The organism is Actinoplanes couchii (genome assembly GCF_016862075.1).
In the GTDB taxonomy this organism is placed as follows: Bacteria; Actinomycetota; Actinomycetes; order Mycobacteriales; family Micromonosporaceae; genus Actinoplanes; species Actinoplanes couchii.
In genome coordinates this window covers 34,314-49,175 of sequence record NZ_BOMG01000111.1, presented here as the reverse complement: position 1 = coordinate 49,175, position 14,862 = coordinate 34,314, and the positions used below count along the sequence as shown (strand labels likewise).

At 69.8% G+C, this 14,862-nt stretch carries 16 protein-coding genes; 5 read left to right on the top strand and 11 right to left on the bottom strand.

Translation table 11 applies throughout. The annotated features are described in order from the left end of the window. Window positions 1–11 precede the first annotated feature (11 nt). Genes Aco03nite_RS45125 through Aco03nite_RS45100 form a run of 6 tightly spaced genes read right to left on the bottom strand, consistent with a single transcriptional unit; the run spans window position 12 to window position 3,636 of the window. A complete protein-coding gene (locus tag Aco03nite_RS45125) occupies window positions 12–413 on the bottom strand; it encodes a Fur family transcriptional regulator (RefSeq protein ID WP_203807920.1) in 402 nt (133 codons plus the stop codon). Next, entirely contained in the window at window positions 410–712 is a 303-nt protein-coding gene (locus tag Aco03nite_RS45120) for an ArsR/SmtB family transcription factor (RefSeq protein ID WP_093621506.1), read from the bottom strand. Before Aco03nite_RS45120 ends, Aco03nite_RS45125 begins: the two co-directional genes overlap by 4 nt. 30 nt (window positions 713–742) lie before the next feature. Further along, window positions 743–1,609: a metal ABC transporter permease gene (locus tag Aco03nite_RS45115; protein WP_203807918.1), complete on the bottom strand. Its 867-nt coding sequence runs from the start codon at window positions 1,607–1,609 to the stop codon at window positions 743–745. Then, on the bottom strand, window positions 1,609–2,394 hold the full coding sequence (locus tag Aco03nite_RS45110; protein ID WP_203807916.1) for a metal ABC transporter ATP-binding protein: 786 nt from the start codon (window positions 2,392–2,394) through the stop codon (window positions 1,609–1,611). The genes Aco03nite_RS45115 and Aco03nite_RS45110 overlap by 1 nt, the downstream gene beginning before the upstream one ends. A 5-nt stretch (window positions 2,395–2,399) precedes the next feature. Continuing rightward, window positions 2,400–3,335 carry a metal ABC transporter substrate-binding protein gene (locus Aco03nite_RS45105; RefSeq protein WP_203807914.1) on the bottom strand — a complete coding sequence of 312 codons (936 nt, stop codon included), beginning with the start codon at window positions 3,333–3,335 and terminating at the stop codon, window positions 2,400–2,402. A 49-nt stretch (window positions 3,336–3,384) separates the two neighbouring features. Further along, window positions 3,385–3,636 (bottom strand): DUF6703 family protein, encoded by a 252-nt coding sequence (locus tag Aco03nite_RS45100; protein WP_203807912.1) that lies wholly within the window; start codon window positions 3,634–3,636, stop codon window positions 3,385–3,387. A gap of 34 nt (window positions 3,637–3,670) precedes the next feature. On the opposite strand from Aco03nite_RS45100, the gene Aco03nite_RS45095 reads away from it, so the two are divergent. The 3 genes from Aco03nite_RS45095 to Aco03nite_RS45085 all read left to right on the top strand — a co-directional run bounded on the left by Aco03nite_RS45095 (window position 3,671) and on the right by Aco03nite_RS45085 (window position 5,969). After that, entirely contained in the window at window positions 3,671–4,012 is a 342-nt protein-coding gene (locus tag Aco03nite_RS45095; RefSeq protein WP_203807910.1) for an antibiotic biosynthesis monooxygenase family protein, read from the top strand. A gap of 16 nt (window positions 4,013–4,028) precedes the next feature. Continuing rightward, window positions 4,029–4,520 carry a hypothetical protein gene (locus Aco03nite_RS45090; RefSeq protein ID WP_203807908.1) on the top strand — a complete coding sequence of 164 codons (492 nt, stop codon included), beginning with the start codon at window positions 4,029–4,031 and terminating at the stop codon, window positions 4,518–4,520. 69 nt (window positions 4,521–4,589) lie between these two features. Continuing rightward, entirely contained in the window at window positions 4,590–5,969 is a 1,380-nt protein-coding gene (locus Aco03nite_RS45085) for a glycine--tRNA ligase (protein ID WP_203807906.1), read from the top strand. Window positions 5,970–5,976: 7 nt separating this feature from the next. On the opposite strand, the gene Aco03nite_RS45080 is transcribed toward Aco03nite_RS45085, so the two are convergent. Both Aco03nite_RS45080 and Aco03nite_RS45075 read right to left on the bottom strand, forming a co-directional pair. Further along, complete coding sequence (locus Aco03nite_RS45080) at window positions 5,977–6,465, bottom strand: XdhC family protein (RefSeq protein WP_239145964.1); 489 nt, start codon at window positions 6,463–6,465, stop codon at window positions 5,977–5,979. A 59-nt stretch (window positions 6,466–6,524) separates the two neighbouring features. Then, window positions 6,525–9,383, bottom strand: a complete 2,859-nt coding sequence (locus Aco03nite_RS45075; protein ID WP_203807904.1) for a hypothetical protein — start codon at window positions 9,381–9,383, stop codon at window positions 6,525–6,527. Window positions 9,384–9,546: 163 nt separating this feature from the next. Here Aco03nite_RS45075 and dusB point away from each other — a divergent pair, with 163 nt between their 5' ends. Beyond that, window positions 9,547–10,665: a tRNA dihydrouridine synthase DusB gene (dusB, locus tag Aco03nite_RS45070; protein ID WP_203807956.1), complete on the top strand. Its 1,119-nt coding sequence runs from the start codon at window positions 9,547–9,549 to the stop codon at window positions 10,663–10,665. On the opposite strand, the gene Aco03nite_RS45065 is transcribed toward dusB, so the two are convergent. Both Aco03nite_RS45065 and Aco03nite_RS45060 read right to left on the bottom strand, forming a co-directional pair. After that, window positions 10,662–11,720, bottom strand: a complete 1,059-nt coding sequence (locus Aco03nite_RS45065) for a TFIIB-type zinc ribbon-containing protein (protein ID WP_203807902.1) — start codon at window positions 11,718–11,720, stop codon at window positions 10,662–10,664. The two genes, dusB and Aco03nite_RS45065, sit on opposite strands and share 4 nt — an antisense overlap. Continuing rightward, window positions 11,717–12,802 (bottom strand): SPFH domain-containing protein, encoded by a 1,086-nt coding sequence (locus Aco03nite_RS45060; protein ID WP_203807900.1) that lies wholly within the window; start codon window positions 12,800–12,802, stop codon window positions 11,717–11,719. The genes Aco03nite_RS45065 and Aco03nite_RS45060 overlap by 4 nt, the downstream gene beginning before the upstream one ends. A gap of 102 nt (window positions 12,803–12,904) precedes the next feature. On the opposite strand from Aco03nite_RS45060, the gene Aco03nite_RS45055 reads away from it, so the two are divergent. After that, window positions 12,905–13,726, top strand: a complete 822-nt coding sequence (locus tag Aco03nite_RS45055) for a tetratricopeptide repeat protein (protein ID WP_203807898.1) — start codon at window positions 12,905–12,907, stop codon at window positions 13,724–13,726. A 13-nt stretch (window positions 13,727–13,739) separates the two neighbouring features. On the opposite strand, the gene Aco03nite_RS45050 is transcribed toward Aco03nite_RS45055, so the two are convergent. Continuing rightward, the gene (locus Aco03nite_RS45050; protein WP_203807896.1) at window positions 13,740–14,819 is read right to left on the bottom strand and encodes an MFS transporter; all 1,080 of its coding nucleotides are present in this window, start codon (window positions 14,817–14,819) and stop codon (window positions 13,740–13,742) included. Window positions 14,820–14,862 lie beyond the last annotated feature (43 nt).

The following is a 14,862-nucleotide window of genomic DNA, read 5'->3' as shown; positions in this document are numbered from 1 at the left end:
AAGGGGCGCACTCAGCGCTTCGCGGCGCACTCCGGGCAGGTGCCGAAGATCTCCATGGTGTGCGAGACGTCCACGAACCCGTGCTGCCCGGCCACCTTGTCGGCCCACGACTCCACCGCCGGGCCGGCCACCTCGACGGTCCGCCCGCACGAGCGGCACACCAGATGGTGATGGTGGCCCTGGCTGCAGCGACGGTAGAGGTGCTCGCCGCCCGGCGGGCGCATCACGTCGATCTCGCCGGCGTCGGCCAGCCCCTGCAGCGTCCGGTAGACGGTGGTCAGCCCGACCCGCTCGCCCCGGTCACGCAGCATCGCGTGCAGGTCCTGAGCGCTGTGGAAACCCTCGGTCTCGGCGAGGACGGCGCTGACCGCGCTGCGCTGCTTGGTGTTGCGGATCGTGGTATCGGAGTTCACTGTCGGCTCTCCCTGGCGTGGCTCACGGCGTCGGCGACGATGTGAGCGACGTGTTCGTCCACCAGGGAGTAAGCGATCTCCCGGCCACGGCGGACACCACGCACCACGCCGGCTCCGCGCAGCACCCGCAGATGCTGGGAGACCAGGGGTTGCGGGGCGCCGAGTTTCTCCACGAGATCGTGCACACAACGCTCGCCGACACCCAGCTCGACCACGATGGCCACACGGATCGGCGCCGAGAGTGCGCGCAGCAGCGCTCCCGCCGATTCGTACGCTTCGTAGCCGGTGGTCGTCGTCATCGTTGCGACAACGGTACAACCACCCGGACGTCAGGCATGCAGCACGACATCCGGTGGCTCCGAGGTCACCGGAGAGTCACCGCGTCGTCGCCGTAGGCGTCGCACCGTGGACCCGCCCACCGCGGTGCCGACGAAGATCGCCAGCGCCAGCAGCACCGTGGTCGCGCCCGGAGCGGTGTCCGCCTCGGCCGAGACCAGCACCCCGGCGCCGGCGGCGCCCACCCCGATCAGCATGGCCAGCGTCATCGTGCTGCGGAAACCCCTGGTCACCTGCTGCGCCGCGGCGACCGGAACCACCATCAGGGCGGAGACCAACAGCAATCCGACGGTACGCATGGCGATGGTCACCGTCAGCGCGGTGGTCACCGCCAGAAGGATGTTGAGGGTACGCACCGGCAGGCCGCTGACCTTCGCGTACTCCTCGTCGTTGCAGAGCGCGAAGAGCGCCGGCCGGAACACCAGCATCGCCGCCACCACCGCCGCGCCCAGCCCGCCGATCACCCACAGATCCTCGGCCGAGGTGGTCAGCAGCGAGCCGAAGAGGTACTGCATCAGGCTGGTGCTGCTGTCGTCGGACAGGCCGACCAGCAGCACCCCGCCGGCGATGCCGCCGTAGAAGAGCAGGGCCAGGGCCAGGTCGCCGGAGGTGCGGCCGCGCTCGCGGATCAGCTCCACCCCGACCGCGCCGACGATCGACACCAGCACCGCCGTCAGCACCGGCGACGTGTTGGTCAGCAGGCCCACGCCGACGCCGGTGAGGGCCACGTGCCCGATGCCGTCGCCGATCAGCGACAGCCGGCGCTGCACCAGATAGATACCGAGCGCGGGGGCGGCCAGCCCGATGATCAGCGCGGCGACCAGGGCCCGCTGCATGAACGGGATAGCGAGCAGTTCCATCAGTACGCCTTCGTCTGCTCGGTCGGCGCCCACTCGCAGATCGCGGGCTTGATCTCCTCGGCGTGCGGGTGCAGGTGCTCGTGGTCCGGCTCGGCGTGGTGCCCGGCCGGCTCCGGGGGAGTGCCCTCGTGCGCGATCCGCCCGTCGTGCACCACCACGGCCCGCCCGATCAGCGGCCGCAGCGGGCCCAGCTCGTGCAGGACCAGCAGGATCGTGCCGCCGTCACCGGCGAACCGGGTCAGCGCCCCGGCGAACGCCTCCTGGCTGGCCGCGTCCACCCCGGCGTTCGGCTCGTCCAGCACCAGCAGGTCCGGCTTGCCGGCCAGCGCCCGCGCGATCAGGGTGCGCTGCTGCTGACCACCGGAGAGCGTGGCGACCGGGTCGTCGATGCGGTCCAGCAGGCCGACGGCGGTCAGGGCCTCGCGTACCGCCGCCTTGTCCGCCTTGGCCGGGAAACGGAAAACGCCGCGCCGGGCCAGACGGCCCGACGCGACGACCTCACCGACGGTGGCCGGCACACCGCTTCCGGCGCCGAGCCGCTGTGGCACGTATCCGATCCGTTCCCACTGCCGGAACCGCCGCTGCGGTGTCCCGAACAGCTCGATCCCGCCGCGCAGGGTGGGGACGAGACCGAGGATCGTACGGATGAGGGTGGATTTTCCGGAACCGTTGGCGCCGAGGACCGCGACCACGTCGCCTGCGGTGACCTTCAGTGACACGTCCCGCAGGATCTCGCGGCCGTCATAACCGGCCGCGAGATTCTGCACCTCGACGACAGAGCTCATTTTCTTTACTTACACTCCAGACCCAGCTTCAGTGCGGTCAGGTTGGCACGCATCACCGAGAAATAATCCGCCGACGCGTCGGACAGCCCCTCGATGGGGTCGAGAACCGCGGTCTCGGCACCGACCTCCTTGGCGATGGTCTCCGCGACCTTGGGGCTGACCAGGGTCTCGAAGAAGATCGTGGTGGTGCCGTGCTCCTTGGCCTCGGCGGCCACCGCGGCCAGGCGCTGCGGCGACGGCTCGGTCTCCGGGTCGATGCCGGTGATGCCGATCTGGGTCAGCTCGTACCGGTTCGCCAGGTAACCGAACGCGCTGTGGCTGGTCACCAGCTCCCGGCGGGTGCAGTCGGTGAGCCCGGTCTTGAACTCGCCGTCCAGGGCGGTCAGCTCGGTGCGCAGCGTGGCGGCCCGGGCGGTGAAGTCGGCGGCGTGGTCCGGGTCGGCCTTGCCCAGCCGCTCGGCCAGCTTGTCACCGATCGTGGCGAGCCGCTCCGGGTCCAGCCAGACGTGCGGGTCGTTCGGGCCGTGCGCCTCCTCCTCGTCGGCGTGCGCCTCGCCCTCCTCCTCGGCGTGGTCGTCGGCCTCGGCGCGCGGGATCATCTCGACCACCGAGGTGGCGTCGAAGGCGCGGTCGCCGCCGTTCTGCTTCACCGCGTCGTCCACGGCCGGCTGGAAGCCGTTCAGGTAGACGATCAGGCCCGCGTCGGCGACCTCGCCCACCTGGCTGGCGGTCAGCTCGACGTCGTGCGGCTCGGCGCCCGGCTTGGTCAGGGTGGAGACCTTGACGGCGTCGCCGCCGATCCGCTCGGAGACGAACTGGAGCGGGTAGAACGCGGTGACCACGTTCAGCTTGCCGTCGTCCCCGTTCGCCGAGTCGCTGCAGCCGGCGAGGGCGGAGGTCAGGAGCAGGGCGGCGGCGGGTACGGCGAGGCGGCGCATCATGTCAGCAACTGTGGTCGATAATGAGAATGATTGTCAAAGCCGCATGAGTTCACAGGATCTTCGATACCGCCGCCGCGAGCAGCAGCAGGAGCAGCGCCGACCGGACCACCCGGGTGATCGGCGACTGCACCGGCCAGGTCGTGAACGTGAGTGTGGACAAGGCCGCCACCAGCACGAACAGCATCAGGCCGCCGATGATTCCGGGCAGCAGCAGACCGGCCAGCAACCACCCCAGCGCCACCACGAAGGCAGTGGTGGGGTTCACACGTTGCAGCCGGTGGAGGAAGGCCGGAGGTGTCACAGAAGCTCCTGTCCCGGGTGCGTACCCTCGTCACATGCTGGTGCTCAACCGCTTCGCGGTCCCTGCGGAAACGACCGACGACTTCCGCGAAAAGGCACACACCGCGCTCGCCGCCCTGGCCCGCACCCGGGGATACCGCTCCGGCCGCCTCACCCGGGCCCTGGAGGACCCGGCCGGCTGGATCCTGATCACCGAGTGGGAGTCCGTCGGAGCCTACCGGCGTGCCCTCGGCGCGTTCGACGTGAAGGTGCACGCCACCCCGCTGCTGGCGCTCAGTCTGGACGAGCCGTCCGCCTTCGAGACCCTGGCGTCCGCCGCCCCGGACGCGGACGTGGTGATCACCGGCAGCGACCGGGCGACCGAACCCTGGCGCTGACAATTAGGCTGGGGACATGAGTCTTCCTCCGCCTCCTCCGCCGCCGGGCCCGGGTGTGCACCCGCCGTTCCCGGCGCCGCCGGTCGAGGGGCGCGGCAAGCGCTTCGGCACCACGGCCGCCATCGTCGCGGGCATCCTCGTGCTGGTCTGCGGCGGCGGCGCCATCGCGGGCGGTGGCTTCCTCACCTCGTTCGCCAGCGCGCTCGACGAGCAGGCCGACGTGGTCGTCAGCAGGTACCTGGAGGATCTGAAGGCCCGCGACTTCGACGGCGCCTACGGGCAGCTCTGCGAGCAGGCGAAACTCGACGAGACCCAGTCCGAGTACACGGCTCGCATGCAGGGCTTCGAGCCCTTCGAGTCGTACGAGGTGGGCGACCTCGCCCTCGGGGTGCGGGTCTCGGTGCCGGTGCAGCTCACCTACGCCGACGGGGACCGGGCGCGGGTCGACGCCGAGCTGACCCAGAGCACCTCGACGGGTAAGTTCGAGGTGTGCGGACTCGGAGAGTAATCTCGCTTTTCGTCCTGATAAACCACTGATTTCCCCGCCGACACCCAGCCGGCGCAGGAGGAGATTCACATGCCTGCCGACCGTATCGACAGCGTCGTCAGCCTGGCCAAGCGCCGCGGCTTCGTCTTCCCCTCCAGTGAGATCTACGGAGGCACCCGCTCGGCGTGGGACTACGGTCCGCTCGGCGTGGAGCTGAAGGAGAACGTCCGCCGCCAGTGGTGGAAGACCATGGTCCAGCAGCGCGACGACATCGTCGGCCTGGACTCGGCGGTCATCCTGAACAAGGACGTCTGGGCCGCCTCCGGTCACCTCGACGCGTTCGTCGACCCGCTGACCGAGTGCCAGTCCTGCCACAAGCGCTTCCGGGCCGACCACCTGGAAGAGGCGTGGGAGGCCAAGCACGGCAAGCTCCCCGAGTCGCTGCAGGAGCTGAACTGCCCGAACTGCGGTAACAAGGGCACCTTCACCGAGCCGAAGATGTTCAACGGCCTGATGAAGACCTTCCTCGGCCCCACCGAGAGCGCCGAGGGCCAGCACTACCTGCGCCCGGAGACCGCCCAGGGCATCTTCGTCAACTACAACAACGTGGCCACCGCGGCCCGTAAGAAGCCGCCGTTCGGCATCGCGCAGGTCGGCAAGAGCTTCCGCAACGAGATCACTCCCGGCAACTTCATCTTCCGGACCCGCGAGTTCGAGCAGATGGAGATGGAGTTCTTCGTGCCGCCGGGCAGCGATGAGGAATGGCACGAGTACTGGCTGCAGGAGCGCTGGAACTGGTACCGCGACCTCGGCCTGTCGGAGAGCAACCTGCGCTTCTACGAGCACGCCAAGGAGAAGCTCTCGCACTACTCGAAGCGGACCGTCGACATCGAGTACCGCTTCCAGTTCGGCGGCACCGAGTTCGCCGAGCTCGAGGGCATCGCCAACCGCACCGACTTCGACCTGACGACGCACTCCAAGCACTCCGGCGTCGACCTGTCCTTCTTCGACCAGGAGAAGGGCGAGCGCTGGGTTCCCTATGTGATCGAGCCCGCGGCCGGCCTGACCCGCGCGGTGCTGGCCTTCCTGCTCGAGGCGTACGACGAGGACGAGGCGCCGAACACCAAGGGCGGCGTCGACAAGCGCACCGTCATGCGTTTCGACCCGCGGCTCGCCCCGGTCAAGGTCGCCGTGCTGCCGCTGTCGCGCAACCCGGAGCTGTCGCCGAAGGCCAAGGAGCTGTCGGCGAACCTGCGCAAGCGCTGGGTCGTCGAGTTCGACGACTCGCAGGCCATCGGCCGCCGCTACCGTCGCCAGGACGAGATCGGCACCCCGTTCTGTGTCACCGTCGACTTCGACACCCTCACCGACAACGCGGTGACGGTGCGCGACCGCGACACCATGAAGCAGGAGCGGGTGTCCCTCGACCAGATCGAGGACTACCTGATCAAGCGCCTGCCGGGCTGCTGAGTTCCGCTCAGAACTCGAAGCCGCCCGGACGGCCGTTCCGGTCCGCGATCAACCCGGCCAGGGTCGCCACGGCGATCTCGGCCGGGGTCCGCGAACCGATGTTCAGGCCGACCGGGCGGTGCACCCGCCCGATCCGGTCCTCCGGCACGGCCAGCTCCCGCAGCGCCGCCACGTGCGGCCCCTCGGCCCGCGGATTACCCAGGATGCCGATCCACCGCGACTGGCCGCTCAGGGCCTCTTTGAGCAGCGCCCCGATCTCGGCCTCGGACCGATGATGATCGGTGAGCAGGATGTCGGTGTGCTCGTCCGGCCCCGCCGCCACCAGATCCCCGACGAAGGTGTCCCCGTGCGGCCGCGGAGTCCCTGCCAGCCGCGTCGGATCCGGCTCCACCAGCACGGTGCTGAACCCCAGCTCCACCCCGAACCGAAACAGCATCTCCGCCACCGGCGACTCGAACACGGCGATCAGCCGCCGCGGGCTCCGTTGTTCAGTCACGTCCCCGACTCTGCCAGAAACGGCCCTCCGGCGTGTGGGCGCCGGAGGGCCGTTCGGGATCAGGAGCCGTTGGACACGTAGATGTAGTAGGTGGTCGGGTCGGTGGTGGTGCCGTCCGCCAGGTGACCGGTCACCGTCAGGGTGTGCGTGGCGAAGTTCCCCGTCGGGGTGAAGGTGATCGACGCCTTGCCCTCGCCGTCAGCCGGCACGCCGGCCACCGCGCCGTCGTCGATCTGCCAGGAGAAGGACACGATTCCGGGCGTACCACCGCTGAACGCGAAGGTGCCCTGGACTCCGCTGCCGCCGGACCACGAGCTGTCGGGATATTGCGCGCTGACGACGTACGGCGCGTTGCCGACGATGAATTCGTAGTCCGTCACGGGTGACAGCTCGCCATCCGCCGTCAGGCTCTGCACGTGGATCGTGTTCGTGCCGTTGCGGTCGAACGGCACCGCGACCAGCGTGGAGGTGCCCTCGGTGCTGGCCGGCAGCGTCTGCTCGGGGCCGTCGTTGACCCGGTAGTGGTACTCGGTCACCTCACCGAACAGCTGGGTGTAGAAGTGGAAATACCCGGTCCAGCCGATGCCGGCCCGCGTCCAGTCGTAGGTGCTGTAGACGTCGACCTTGTTGTCCCGGACGTCGAGGGGCGCCATCCGGAGTTCCGACTCGGTGCCGTCCGAACCCACGCTCGTGACGTTCACCGTGTGGTAGCCCCACGAGCTGGGCGTGTACGTGACGGTCGCTGTGCCGTCGGCCCCGGCGGGGATCGTCTCCTCGTCGGCGCCGTTCAGCGAGTACCGGTAGGAGGCGACGCCGGGCAGGCCCGGGTGGAAGGTGAACGTGGTGGGCCGGCCTACGGTCCCGCTGCCCTCCGGAGTCTGGGTCACCACCGGACCGGACCAGATGCCGAACGTGTACGTGGTGGCGGGCGATCGTGTGCCGTCCGACAGCAGCGCCTCGACGACGACGCTGTTGTCACCGGAGTGCTCGGGAGTGACCGTGACGTAGGCGTACGGATTGCCCTCGCTGGACACCGTCCGCTCGGAACCGCCGTCGAAACGGTAGGCGAAGCCGGTCAGGTTCGGCAGCCGGCTCTCGAACTCGATGCGCAGCGGCACGCCGACTCCGTCCCGGCGCGGCCAGACGTTCAGCTCGTTGGCGTATGCGGTCGGGCGGGTGTCGATGATGCTGAACTGATAGTCCGAGTCCATCGACTTGGAGCCGTCCGACGCGACCGACCGGACCGTCATCGCGTGCCAGCCCGGCGTCGCCGTCCAGGTCAGCACCGCGGTGTCGTCGTCCCGCGCCGGGATGGTCCGCCACTCGTCACCGAGGAGGTACTCGTAGGCCACCACGTCGCTGTTGCGGGGCCGGAACGTGAACGAACCGACCTTGCCCGCGACCTGATCGGTGTCCCAGGTGAAGTCCGCCGACTCGACGCCCGGGGCGTCGGTGACATAGACCTGCACGGTGTCCTGCCCGATCAGCTTGGTCCCGGCGTAGCTGCGGACGGCCATCTGCACGCTGCCGGTGGCGGTGAACGTGATCGGGCCGGTCGCCGCACCGTCGACCGCGGGCAGACGGACCTCCGCGCCGTCCCCGAACTGGTAGCCGAACGCGGTGGTCTCCGGCTTCGGCGCGCTGAAGGTGATCGTGCTCGGCAGGCCGACCCCGTTCACGGTGACACCGACGCGCGGCGCCGTCTCGGCGACCCGGAACCGGTAGGTCCGCTCCGGCCCGCGGTTGCCCGCCGCGTCCACCGACGCGACCACGAGATCAGTCTGGAACCGCAGCTTCGGGGTGTACTTCAGGATCGCCTTGCCACCCGGATGCTTGGCCGGGATCGTCCCGTGGTTTCCCGTCGAGTCGCGCCAGACGAAGGCGACCACGTCCCGGTCACCGTCGCCGTCGAAGCGGAACTTCCCCTCGATACCGGTGCCTCCACCAGGGGTGTCACCCTCGGGATAGGTCCGCGACGAGACCTTCGGCGGATTCGCCGGACCGGTCTTGTCCATGACGATGTAGCAGGGCTCGCTCCACGGCCCGGCGTCGTAGTAGTCGCTGGCCCGCGCCTGCCAGGCGAGGATCGTGCCGTCGGCGTACTGATTCAGGTCGGTGCCGTAGTAGTCGCGGAACTCGCGGCGCTGATCGGGCTGATCCGCCGGCCAGATCGCGAACAGCAGGGTCGGGTAGTCGCCCTCGTCCGCGTCCTCGGCGGTGGCCGAGAAATAGGTCGTCCGGGCCGCCGGTGACGGCTCGGTGAGCGTGCCGCACGGCCGGTCCGGAGAGGTCAGGCGCAGGCCGGTCACCGTGGGCGGGTGGTTGACCGTCGCGCTGAGGGTCGGCTTGTCGAAGGTGCGACCGGTACGCGGAGTGGCCTCCTGCGCGGCGGCGACCCGGTACTCCAGGGTGATGCTCTGCTCGCCGCGGCTCAGGGCGGCGTTGAGCACCGGCACCATGTCCAGGCCCAGGTAACCCGGGCAGGACCGGGAGCCCCCGCCACGTTCGGTGGACAGCAGCTTCTCGAGCTCGGCGGGCGGCTGCCGCCAGCTGGCGCCGCCCTCCACCGGAGCGGTCCGCCACACCTCGACGGTCACCGGCACCGAGCAGTCGGTGACGGTCTTCTCGTTGGTGTACAGGTACGAGCTGTGGACCACGGTGTCGGTGATCCCGGTCAGGTCGTACCGGAAATAGGAACGGTAGGTGTGTGCCCGCTGTTCGCCGTCGGCCGACGTCCCGACCGGAGGTGTCGCCTCCGCGTCGACGACCCTGGTGTCCGGATTCAGCGAGTCCAGATAGGCCCAGCTCACCAGCGGCACTCTGGTGGAAGTGGCGGCGGAGGCCGGGGAGCCGGTGGGCACCACGGCGGCCGTGACCGCGAGGACCGTCAGCGCGATCGACGCGCCCCAACGTTTCATATGAACTTTTTTCTCCCCCGAAGCAGCGCCATTGATCGACGCAGGTGAGCGTCATAGTAGCGAGACGGTGGCGCCGGCGGGGCGGCTCATCGATGTCCGCCCACCCTGAATTCGGAGGTAGCGGGGTCTGCGTGTCACGCTAGGGGGCGTGACTGCACCGCTCATGCTCGGCGACCATGTCGTACGACCGCCTGTTGTTCTCGCCCCGATGGCGGGGATCACCAACGTGGCCTTCCGGCGGCTCTGCCGGGAGCAGGGCGGCGGCGTCTACGTCTGCGAGATGATCACCACGCGGGCGCTGGTGGAGCGGATCCCCAAGACGCTGAAGATGATCGCGTTCGCCGACGACGAGGGTTTCCGCAGCCTGCAGCTCTACGGCGTGGATCCGGACGTGACCGCGGCCGCCGTCCGGATGGTCGGGGAGGACAACCTCGCCGATCACATCGACCTGAATTTCGGCTGCCCGGTGCCGAAGGTGACGCGCCGTGGTGGCGGTTCGGCGCTGCCGTGGCGGCGCCGGTTGTTCGGCCGGATCGTGAGTCAGGCGGTCGAGGCGGCGAAACCGTTCGGGATCCCGGTCACGATCAAGATGCGCAAGGGCATCGACGACGACCATCTGACGTACGTGGATGCCGGGCTCGCCGCCCAGGACGCGGGGGTGGCCGCCGTGGCACTGCACGCCCGGACCGCCGAGCAGCGTTACTCGGGCAAGGCCGACTGGGACGCGATCGCCACCCTGAAGCAGGCCCTGGACGTGCCGGTGCTGGGCAACGGCGACATCTGGGAGGGTTCGGACGCCCTGCGGATGGTCGAGCACACCAACTGTGACGGTGTCGTGGTCGGCCGCGGCTGCCTGGGCCGCCCGTGGCTGTTCGCCGACCTGGAGGCCGCGTTCACCCAGGGCGCCGCGTACCAGCCGGTGCTGCCGACCCTCGGTGAGGTCAGCAAGATCCTGGCCCGGCACGCGCAGCTGCTGGTGGAGGCTCTGGAGGACGAGAAGCACGGCTGTGCCGACTTCCGCAAGCACGTCGCGTGGTACCTGAAGGGTTTCCCGGTCGGCGGGGACCTGCGCCGCAGCCTGGCGATGATCTCGTCGCTGGCCGAGCTGGACGATCTGCTCGCCAAACTGGACCCGTCGATCCCGTTCCCGGCGGACGCGCTGGGTCAGCCGCGTGGCCGGGTGAACGCCCCGGGCAAGGTCACGCTGCCGCACGGCTGGCTGGACAGCCGGGACGACGAGACCGTGCCCGAGGGCGCTGAGACGGACGAATCGGGCGGTTAACGAGAAGTCTGGTAGGCCACCACGGCCGCCGCGACGGCCAGCAGCGCGAGAACCACCGCGAAAGCGATCTTCACCGCGCTGTACGGCCGCTCCCCGGCCACCGCACCGGAGCGCCCGTTCACGACCACGTTGAACGTGCGCCCGGCGTGCAGATAGGCCATGATCCAGACCGGCAGCAGCATCAGCTTGAACGTGACCTCGTGGTACGAGGTGGCGACCGAGTGCACCCGCTGCTCGTCACCACCGATGTCGTCCCGGCAGTCCCGTTCGATGACCGGCGCCATCCGCGCCTTGGCGTGCTCCAGCCCGGTCTCCGGCTCCACCTCGTACCGCAGCGTCTCGTGCCCGGCCAGGAACTCCGGCCGGTACGGCTGTGCCTCCGGCAGCGGCCACGGCTCCAGTTTGTGCAGGTGATCGGGCATGACCCGGCCGGTGCCGACGATCAGCACGTCGTCGAAGAACCGGGACACCGTGCCACTCGCCGAGTACCAGCGGGTCTTGCGGACCTGCCGGCTCTTGGTCTCGCCGTTCTCCTGATAGGTCTCGGTGACCCAGTAGTGCTCGCCGCGCTGACCCGTGTAGTGCGAGACGGTGCCCGCGTCGTACGTCCAATGGGGCAGGTAGGAACTGTGTGCCGACTCCGCCTCGGTGACCTTCTTCAGGCTGTTCGGCGCGAACCACCGCGACGACGCCCATTTGCGCAGCGCCTCCCGCAGGGCGGTGCGGTCCAGGGCGAACGGCAGCACCGCCTCCGGCACCACCTGGCCGCCCGAGGTCACGTCGGCGACCAGCGGCGCGGCACAGAACTGGCACCGGTCCGAGATCTTGTCGCTCTGGGTGACCGCCCCGCAGCCCTGGCAGGTGAACGTGTGCGGCGCCAGGGTGGCGATCGGTTTGCGGGGCAGCCGGACGAACGGTTCGTAGGCGTGCTCGCGGACCGCCCGTTCGGGGGCGGCGATCGGTGTCTCGGCCCCGCAGTAGGGGCACTTCAGAACCGTGGTACCGGGGGCGAACTCGACGTTGGCTCCGCACGAGGAGCAGGGGTACTGGGTCACTGCGGCGGCAGGGGCGGCGGAACGGACGCGAAGACGGTGGTCAGCTCGGTGACCTGGCCGGCCGGGGTCCAGGCGCCCATGCCCTCCCGCCAGACCAGGGTGTTGCGGTCCACACTGCCCGACCTGGCGTGCGAGGTCAGCGTGGCGACGTCGAACGGGCCCTGCTGCTGGCCACCGATCGCGGCGAACCAGTTCCCGGCCGGAAGCGGCGGCGGCGTGGCGGCGGCCGGCGGCGTGGGCTGGTTGAGGGACTGCGCGGCCCGCTGGCCGGCGGCCATCCCGATGCCGAGCCCGATCGCGTCGCTGCCACCACCCGAGGCGTTCCCGATGGCCTCGGCGGTCTGGAACTTGGTGTAGGTGTCCAGGTTGCCGATCACCCCCATCGACGTCCGTTTGTCCAGGGCGGCTTCCACCTCGGGCGGCACCGAGATGTTCTCGATGACGAACTTGGGGATCGCGATGCCGCTGGACGCCAGCTCGACGGTCAGCACCTCGGACAGCGTCTTGCCGATCGACAGCTGCTTGGAGGCCAGGTCCAGCATCGGCACGTTCGCGGTGGCGAGCGCGCTGCCCAGATGCCCGACGACCAGCTGACGCAGGAACTCGTGCACCTCGGCGGTCCGGAACTGCGGGTCGGTGCCGACCAGCTCGCTGAGCAGCCGGCCCGGGTCGGACACCTTCATCGCGAAGCTGCCGAACGCGCGCAGCCGCACCGCCCCGAACTCGGGGTCCCGCACGATCACCGGGTTCTGGGTGCCCCACTTCATGTCGGTGAACAGCCGGGTGTTGACGAAGTACACCTCGGCCTTCCACGGCGAGTCGAAGCCGTGCCGCCAGTTCTTCAGCGTCGTCATGATCGGCATGTTCTGCGTGGTCAGCGTGTGGGTGCCGGGCGCGAACCAGTCGGCCACCCGGCCCTCGTTGACGAACACGGCGGTCTGCGACTCGCGGACCACGAGTTTCGCGCCCATCTTGATCTCGTTCTGGTAGCGCGGAAAACGCCAGACGATCGTGTCGCGGCTGTCGTCCAGCCACTCGATGATGTCGACCAGCTCACCCTTGAGTTTGTCCCAGAGGCTCATGCCGGCTCCCTTACGTAGATCACTGGTGCGGGCTCGACCGTATCAATCGGTTCCCAGAGCGCGGTCCACCAGGTAAATGTCCGGCCGCATAGGATCCCACGAATGCTGGATCGTCTCCGTAAGCTCCTTTCGCCCCACACGTCCGGTTCCCAGCCGGACCGGCGCGACCGTTCGCCGCTGCTGATCGAGGCGGAGGAGCAGGGCGAGTCCACCCTCCGCGAGCGGCTGGAGCGGGGCGACACCGAGGCCTGGCCCCTGCTGGCGGCGCTTCTCCACGATCAAGGTCAAGAGACCGAGGCGATTGCGGTACGGGAGAGCCTGGCCACGTCCGCCCCTCGCGACCAGCTGTCCCGCCTCGTCGACCTGGCGATGCAGAGGTTCGACCCGGCGGCCGGCGCCTGCTTCCAGTCCGCCCTGGTCAGCCGCTTCCCCGCGGACGCCCGCGCCCTGGAACGGGCGGCCGCCCTGCTGGCCGAGTCAGGCGCCTACGACGAGGCGATGACCAGGTTCCGGGAGGCCCTGGCCATGGGCAACCCGTGGCCGTACTTCCTGAAATATCCGATGTACACCATCCGGGCTCTGACAGCCGGCGAGCGCTGGGACGACGCCGAGGAGTTGCTCCGGGCCTACCCCGACGAGCTGTACGCGACATCCGCCCTGGCCCTGCTCCTACAGGCCCGCGACCGCACCGCCGAGGCGGAAACCCTGCTCCGCGACCACCCGCAGGCCACCCACCCGGTCCTCCGCCTGACCCTGTGCACCCTGCTGGAACGAGCAGCCCGAGACGACGAGGCCGCCGCGGTACGCCCACCCGAGGGCTGGCCCCACGAACGTTTCGCCCCGTTACCCCGCCCACCCCGAACCACCCCCGACGCCGCAATCTGGGACGTGGTGGACGTCTGGGGCCAGGCCACCGCCGTCTAGCCGGGGGTGCCCGTCATCGGCGGGTGGTCAGCAGGGCGGTCGCCAGCAGGGGTAGCGCCATCGCCGCGAACAGGGTGGGCATCGGGGTCGGCAGGGCGAACGTCGCGTACAGCGTCACCGCGCAGACCTCGGCCCCGAAACCGGCCACCGACAGGGCCGTCGCGCGGGCCGGGCCGGTGATGGCGTCCTGCAGGCGGGTCTCGGCGTGCACCATCGCGAACTGGAGCAGGCCGAACGCCGCCGACACCGGGATCATTCCGGCCGGGTGCGGGATCAGCGCGCCACCGGCCAGCAGGACCGCGGCCAGCGACAGCGCGGTCGCCAGCGGGCGCGACGTGCGCGGCGGGAGACGTCCGGCCAGCGCGCTTCCGGCCGCCATGGCCAGGGCGGTCAGGGCGAACAGCAGCGGTACGACCGGAGTCGCCGCGCCCTTCTCCCGGGCCAGCAGCGGCAGGTACTCGTCCAGGGCACTGAATCCGGGCACCAGCATCGCCACGAGCAGCACCCGGGGGCGATGGGCCGCGGCGCGCAGACCGGATCGCCACATGCTCCCGGTGGGCTCGTCATCCGTACCGGAAAGCGGCTTCTGCTCGGGAAGGCGGAGCGCGAGCAGACCGCCCGCGGTGACCGTCGCCGCGCTGACCGCACCGACCAGGAGATAACCGCCGGTCAGGTAGGCGGGGGTGGCCAGCAGCGTCGCCGCGAGCATGGCCAGCAGGTCGACGGTGCGGGCCCGGCCCATGACCCGGCTGTAGGCGACGCCGTCACCGAGCCGGTCGTAGACCAGCGCCTCCAGGGAACCGGACGCGAACGCGCCACCGAGACCCCAGAGCACGAACCCCAGGACGAAGCCGGGGTACGCCGGCCAGAGCAGCCACAGACCGTACCCACAGGCCGTGACGATCTGCCCGAGCGCGTAGAGCCGCTTACGTGACCAGACGTCGGCGAGCGCGCCACTGGGCACCTCGCAGACGAACGTGACCACCGACCAGATGACGAACAGCGACGAGATCTCGCCGGTGGTGAGCCCGGCATCCGCGAAGAGCAGCGCATAGACCGGGTAGAGGAGCACGCTGCCCTGCAGCGCGTGCACCGCGTAGAGAAGTCAGCGTCAACCGGGATCCATGCCCCCAGTC

What these genes read in the sequence shown, in the direction of transcription:
- Aco03nite_RS45075 (WP_203807904.1), bottom strand. Translation starts at nt 9,383, where the DNA reads ATGAAACGTTGGGGCGCGTCGATCGCGCTGACGGTCCTCGCGGTCACG.
- Aco03nite_RS45060 (WP_203807900.1), bottom strand. Translation starts at nt 12,802, where the DNA reads ATGAGCCTCTGGGACAAACTCAAGGGTGAGCTGGTCGACATCATCGAG.
- Aco03nite_RS45105 (WP_203807914.1), bottom strand. Translation starts at nt 3,335, where the DNA reads ATGATGCGCCGCCTCGCCGTACCCGCCGCCGCCCTGCTCCTGACCTCC.
- Aco03nite_RS45090 (WP_203807908.1), top strand. Translation starts at nt 4,029, where the DNA reads ATGAGTCTTCCTCCGCCTCCTCCGCCGCCGGGCCCGGGTGTGCACCCG.
- Aco03nite_RS45110 (WP_203807916.1), bottom strand. Translation starts at nt 2,394, where the DNA reads ATGAGCTCTGTCGTCGAGGTGCAGAATCTCGCGGCCGGTTATGACGGC.
- Aco03nite_RS45115 (WP_203807918.1), bottom strand. Translation starts at nt 1,609, where the DNA reads ATGGAACTGCTCGCTATCCCGTTCATGCAGCGGGCCCTGGTCGCCGCG.
- Aco03nite_RS45095 (WP_203807910.1), top strand. Translation starts at nt 3,671, where the DNA reads ATGCTGGTGCTCAACCGCTTCGCGGTCCCTGCGGAAACGACCGACGAC.
- Aco03nite_RS45055 (WP_203807898.1), top strand. Translation starts at nt 12,905, where the DNA reads ATGCTGGATCGTCTCCGTAAGCTCCTTTCGCCCCACACGTCCGGTTCC.
- dusB (WP_203807956.1), top strand. Translation starts at nt 9,547, where the DNA reads ATGCTCGGCGACCATGTCGTACGACCGCCTGTTGTTCTCGCCCCGATG.
- Aco03nite_RS45085 (WP_203807906.1), top strand. Translation starts at nt 4,590, where the DNA reads ATGCCTGCCGACCGTATCGACAGCGTCGTCAGCCTGGCCAAGCGCCGC.
- Aco03nite_RS45120 (WP_093621506.1), bottom strand. Translation starts at nt 712, where the DNA reads ATGACGACGACCACCGGCTACGAAGCGTACGAATCGGCGGGAGCGCTG.